A 6,244-nucleotide genomic window follows, 5' to 3' on the forward strand; every position below is an offset into this window, starting at 1 on the left:
ATCGCGGCCGACATCATCACCGCCGCGCTGTTCCAGACCAATTTGACGATGGAGGTTCATGCGACACCCCCATTCGTCTCACGCAACCGTTCAAGTCGATGTCGCTCCAGATCCCGTTTGAGATCAATCTGGCTCTGACCCGTTTCACGATCGATGTGGCTGCCATCGCCATGGCGAGCCTTTGCGATCAACGCATTTGCGATTTTGCCTTGCACTTCGAGCATGGCGTATTGCGCCGATGCCCCCACCAGCGGGGCCAGATATGTGGACAAAAATGGCAGCCAGTCCTTTGGATGGATCACGACGATCTGTTCGACCAAGGCCAGCGGCGTCTCGATGATGACAAACATACCGGTCATCGCACTCGGCCAGAACCGGATCTCGAGACCTGCACTGCACAGACCCGCCTCCGTCAGCAGCCTGTACTCGCACTCGAGCACACGCTCAAAGGCCCGGTGCCAGTCGACGCGTTCGGTCTCGCTGATACGGCAGGCTTCATGATACCAATCGGGCAGGTCAACGTCGTGAAACCGCCCGGCCTCATAGACGCGCAATGTGTCGTAGCTCATCTTCAATTCTCCTCTTTGGGGTTCGGGGATGGTGATTGGTGCAAGTCGACGGGAGCCACCGCGTCCAGACGCGCAGCCAGCACGTCGAGCGCAGCCCGGCGCTTGGCGAGCACCGCCTGCATGCTGCTGGCCAGGCGGGATGTCAGTGCATCAAGGCGATCATGCTGAGCAGCTTGCCCATCGAGCGGCGCTGCGATATCGCACTGGGCAAGTGGTCCCAGGCGGTTGGTCAGCCAGGCTTCCGGATCGGGAATGCGGGCGAGGTCGACACGGGCAGTGCGGGCGCGATGGCCGGGTCCCTCTGGGCGGTACGTCACCTTCACAGAGGAAGGGGACATTCTGCTATTATAGAGACTCCTATAATAGCCATTTGTCCCCTTCCTCTGGGTATCCTTCTTGGCGGCCTCGCGAGTCGGCCAGAATTCCGGAAAGCAGGTGGCCCTGTCGGCGGCATTCTCGAGCACGATGCCCGTGAGTGCCATCAGGTCGCGTCGGGCAGGCCGGAGATCTGACCAGGGGAGCAGCGCGTCCACGGTGACCGGCAGGACGACATCCGTGAGCAGGTCGATTTCCAGTGGCGTGTCTGCAGTGCGGTTGACGCCCCTGCCCCGGCCAATGGCCTGGACCAGTTCACCCTCGCAGATGCTCCAGCGTACGGCTTCCGCGATCGGGTCGGCATGCGTTTCCATTGCCAGTGGCGCGGTCCGGTCGCCTGCGAGGCACAGGCGGCGTTCTGCCATCGGATACCACCAGCCCGCGTCCTTCGGGTTTGGCATGGGTTGCCGACCGGTCAGAGCCATGGCGAGAAGCTCCACCGTGCGCGGTGCGGGCAGCGTGCGCCCTATGACGATCATGCCGCCGATCCCGCCCCAGCGGTCGAGCCCGCTCAGCGCGTTGTAATGGACCGCCTCCACGCGCGGCGGCAGACCCGCGGCGCGAAGCACGTCGATTGCCGCCTTCTGGCCCACGATCAGAAGGTCGATCCGGGCATCGGGTTGATGGCATTGCTGTGCCCGCAGCGCAATCCAGGCACGGAGATCCCGCAAATGGGTTTCGGCGGCCTTGCGATCGCGGTCCCGCGCATCTGGTCCCGGCGTCAGCGCGCGCGCCGAGGTCGGGCTGCCGGTCACCTGCCGGACGCGCACATGGAGTTGACGCGCGGCGACCGGTGCGCCGATGTCGATCTTTGGCAGATAGGTCTGCACAAGTTCGGGCCTCAGTGTCGCGTCGAGATGCAGGATCGGTGCCTCGGCCGCCCAGCCCGCGCGCAACCGGCTGCGCCAGCGTAAACGCAGCGCCCGGACAGAACCGGATTCCGTTCGTTCGTGACCCAGATCCGCTCCGGCAGCATCATGGCCGTTCTCCAATGCCTCGGCGAGGATCAGCCAAAGCGTGGCGCTGCGGCCCGGCGGTGCCCACGGCTCGCCTCTGGGAGGCAGGACCTTCTCGATGCGCTTGCGCCGTTCCACCGTTGGCATGCCCGGCAGCAGACCTGCATCTCGCATCCGGCGGCGTTCCAGCGTGGCGGCGTGGCGGCAATCCTCGGGCGTGAGCCCAACCGCTTCCAGCAGGCCCAGGCGCAGCGGACCGGGCTCGGTGACCCGGAGCGCCTTGCAGATGCGACTGCGGGCATCGACGAGCTCGGCGGTGGCACCGACATCGATCTTGCCCTTGGCCCCGTAGCAGACCAGCGAGGTTCGCCCCGGCTCCAGGCCGTCCTGGGTGAGCGTGGCCTTGCCCTCGAGGCCGCGCAGGCCCGACTGCCAGAAGGCTTCGTCGATCACGAGCAGCCCGACTGTGCCGATGGCCTCCGGCTTCATGTGAAAGAGGCTGTCATGGGCGCAGACGATGACATCGGCGGCTTGCGCGAGCGGTTTCTGGCGCTGATAGCCGCAGACGTGGAACTGCCCGCAGAGGTGTAATTCGCCGTCACGCTTCACTTTGCAGCAGCTCTGCTCGATCGGAAGTTCTACCTCAAGCGCGTCGAAGGTCGCCTCCGTGTCGAGGCACATCAGCCGGTCCGGGTTCGTGGGCCCGGGATCGGGCGCGGTGCGGCCTTTCCACAGCATGGCGTTAAGACCGATGGCCTGGAATGCCGCGACCTGTTCAGCACCCAGATCATGGCGCGGGACAGCGTAGACCACCTTGCGACCGCCGAGATCCCCCGAGGCAATCAGCTCGGCAATAGCAGTTCGCGTGCGCGAGGTCTTGCCAAGCCCGACATCGACCGGCAGGCCAAGCATCGGGGGCAGCGCTGCGCGCGCCATGATGTTGAAATCCAGCGGATCGCGATCCTCGTCTTCGTTTTGCGCCGCCTCGCGGGCGGCTTCCACGGCGGCCCAGTAGTCCGGCAGCTCTGTCATGAAGCGCGCGATGGCGTCAGCAAGGGTGGCGCGGGCTTCCTCTGGCGTCAGGACCGGTGCGGGATAGGTCGGTGGTGGCGGCGGGATCTTCGCCGCGCGGGTAACGAGCGCCACGACAGCCTCAGGTCCCTCGTCGCAGAAAAGATCATTGGCGTCGCCAGCGGCATCGGGCACGGCCAGGCGCGCGTCAACGGCAAGCGCCGCCTTGCGCGCGGCCTCCACGCCGGGGTTCGTGTCGCGGTCGGGCTTGGTGTCATTGTCGGCGACGAGGACGAGGTCGGCCTCCGCGAACCGCGCGCGCAGTGTTTCGGCCACCGGACGCAAGTTGCCCGCGTCCATCGCGGCGATGATGGTGTGCCCGGTTGCCATCGCGAGGCTGGCACCTGTCGCCCAGCCCTCGCAGATCAGCAGCGGTCCGGAAGCCTCGGCCAGCGGCGCAGGCTCCGCGCCCACCACCGCGAAATGCCCCCGTTTTGCGCCACCCGCCAAAAAGCGCTTGGCCCCGTCGGGAGTAATGGTTTCAAGGCTGTGCAGACGCCCGTCGATATCCTGCAGTGGGACGAGCAGTTGGCCACGATTATCCATGCGCAAGGCGAGAGGGACGACCTGCTTGGTGATGAGATAGGTGTGATCGTCCGGGGCAAATCGCGCATTTGCCCAGATGCGCGCAGCGCGGGCGGCGGCGACATCGGCAGGCGAGATCGTCGGGGTGTTTTCTGCGGTCACGCTGGCAACCCGGGGAGGTGGCGCAGGTCTATTGGCCGGTTTGCGCCGTGACCTCTCCTGCTGGCACTTGGGCCGTGGGCCCGTTGTCATGCCTATACGATCAGCGATCCAGTCATTGGCATCGCTGCGACGCATGCTGAGCTCGCGAGCAACCAGATCGACGAAACAGCCGCCCTCACCCGTCTCATGGTCGAACCACATGCCCGCCTTGGCACCGGCGATCACAACCGAGAAGCTGCCCTTGCGACCCCAGCGCCATTCCTGAGGGCTCTTGAGACTCGGCTGGCCCAGTAACTCGACCGCAAGGTCTTGCACCCGCATGCGCAACTCAGCATCGAAGGCCTGCCAGTCCCGGGCGCTCATGGCCGCCCCCGCAGAACGGGCGCATGCACGCCGGTCGGCCGGAGGGCCGGGGCAGCATGGCGCAGGAGATGGCGAAGAGGAGCGGACACGGGGCAGCACAACCGGATGAGGGGTGTAGTTGCCCTCGTTTCTGCCGCCCTGCAGGCCACCTCCGCGACGTTGAAACCGGTCCGCCCGGATTTTGGCCACGACGCCGGAAAGGGGTGAGACCTTCCCGTAATGCATTGTAAACATGAAGGATAAAGGGTGGACCCCAGACGCCGAAACCGCCTATTCTCGAGCTGGCGCAACCACGCAGCGCAGTGGTGGGGTGACCCCTTGTGAACACGAATCAGGTGAACGGTTCCACCCACTCAAGGCCTGTGGCGGAACGGCTGCCCCCCCCAGCCAAGCACCTTCGCCACTGGAAGCGCTAGCCTGGAGCTTCAGGATGATGAGCGAGGTGCCCTTGGCCGAAACCGTTGGGGCCGACAACGGTTTGCAGGGACATCACACGGCCGCGACAAGACCGTCATAGGCAGTGTTGGAACTGCCAACAGTGCTCAGACGTTTCCAACTCGTTTGCGCGATGAATGAGGTTCATCCGGTGCTTAGGTTCATTGGCTGCTCACAGGCTGCGGACGCATGCCCTACTCGGAGCCCTTCACGACGATCCTGCGCAATTCCGCACGCGTCAGTTCCTCGCCACGCTGAAGTCGTCCATCAAGCGCAGGACGCAGGATGCCAAGATCAGCCGCACTTGCGGTTCAGGCCGCCGTCTTGGATCTGGTAGCGGCGCAAACCGAGTTCTGACGCCCTGGTAACGTTGACAGGTTAAACCTTACTTCGTCCGTGGACCGCCACCTAACCCCGCGACCGGACCGCATCATGTTCATCGGCCAGAGGCCGCAGCCCATCTGCCGCAGGACCCGCCTCTTGATCGGCTTTGCGCCACCGCACCGTATCGACTGCAAGGTCGGACACCTTGTAAGTGAAAAGCCGTTGGCATCGTCAACGGCGTTTCTTGGCCATCTGTGTTAACCATCTGTGTTTGTTCGATACCAAATCGCCCGGCACCAGTACCGCGTCATCCCCTCTGCCGCAGATCCGGCCCAAGCATCCGCTTGGCACCGCCGCGTTGCGCAGACGGCAGCCGGATCAGCGTGGCCATGGCGTCAGCAAGCTTTTTGGACACCGGTTCTCCCTCAATCTGCTGCTCGAGAAACCAGTCCATCAGGCATTCCTTCTTGCTCTGGTTTCCCGGCGCAATCCCAAAATGCGCAATCGCAGCCTGCATCAGCTCGAGATAAGGCGTCGTATAGGGTGGCACCTCCGCACCATCGGCAGGGCGGACGACTTCGGGCACGTAGTCCGGCCAGATCGCTTTCACAAGAAAGCGCGGCATGCGGATCTCGATGAACTCCCAGTCGCGTGCTGTAAGTCGATCATAGTACGGAGAATACTGCCCCTCTCGCCATTGCTCCGGACGAATGCTGGTGTGGTATCCCGAATGCAGACCGAAACCGCTTTCAAGACCCTCAGCCCAACCAGTTCGTGTCTCGGTGAAGCGACCTTGCGCAAGCAGGTCTCCGTCCCGCAGCGCCACGAGCAAGTCTTTTTGCGCCTCTGCCTTCCAGGCCACCGTTGGATCCTGCGGAGGGTTCCAAGTCTGATATGCCGGCGTAGACTTCGGCGGCAGCTTTGCCGCTTCGACCGCACGCCGCGCGACCGTCACATTCTGCACATGGACAAGCGCCTCTGCATAACTCAACTGGGTGCGATCGAGCGTCTGCAGCGACATTGGCGGCCTCGTGATTCATCCGGAATTACCCGAACATAATGGGAACATTGGACCCGTTCAACCCTTTCCGATGCTGCGTGGGTGGAAGGGTTCACCCTTTCCGGCAAGTGATGGGCTGACCGGTTCCAAGGTCGCAGACAGCAGTACAATCGGGCACACAAGGGTCATGATGTACGATCCAAAACCCAACCGCTGCCCCAACCCGCTTCACCCCGACCGCATGACGGCGCACGAGCGCCGCACCGAGCTATATGGCCTGCTAGCTAAGGCCGTCGTGCGCCTCATGGACAGCGATCGCGAACATCTATGCCAGAATACTGGAGACAGTTCGCTACACTTCCCGCGCAAACAGAGCGGTACTGCAACTCCAACTCAGAGGAGATCTGCATGACCACATACGAACCCGTCCTGGCGCGCTTGGCCGCTTTGAAAGCCATGTCTGT

At 63.7% G+C, this 6,244-nt stretch carries 3 protein-coding genes; all 3 read right to left on the reverse strand.

From position 1 onward, the window contains the following. Positions 1–56: 56 nt before the first annotated feature. The 3 genes from WAO69_RS03360 to WAO69_RS03370 all read right to left on the reverse strand — a co-directional run bounded on the left by WAO69_RS03360 (position 57) and on the right by WAO69_RS03370 (position 5,801). Entirely contained in the window at positions 57–569 is a 513-nt protein-coding gene (locus WAO69_RS03360; RefSeq protein WP_422176634.1) for a hypothetical protein, read from the reverse strand. 2 nt (positions 570–571) lie between these two features. Next, the gene (locus WAO69_RS03365; RefSeq protein WP_422176635.1) at positions 572–4,021 is read right to left on the reverse strand and encodes a toprim domain-containing protein; all 3,450 of its coding nucleotides are present in this window, start codon (positions 4,019–4,021) and stop codon (positions 572–574) included. A 1,066-nt stretch (positions 4,022–5,087) separates the two neighbouring features. Continuing rightward, entirely contained in the window at positions 5,088–5,801 is a 714-nt protein-coding gene (locus WAO69_RS03370) for a hypothetical protein (protein WP_422176636.1), read from the reverse strand. Positions 5,802–6,244 lie beyond the last annotated feature (443 nt).

Source organism: Aestuariivita sp. (assembly GCF_049276915.1).
Classification (GTDB): domain Bacteria; phylum Pseudomonadota; class Alphaproteobacteria; order Rhodobacterales; family Rhodobacteraceae; genus Aestuariivita.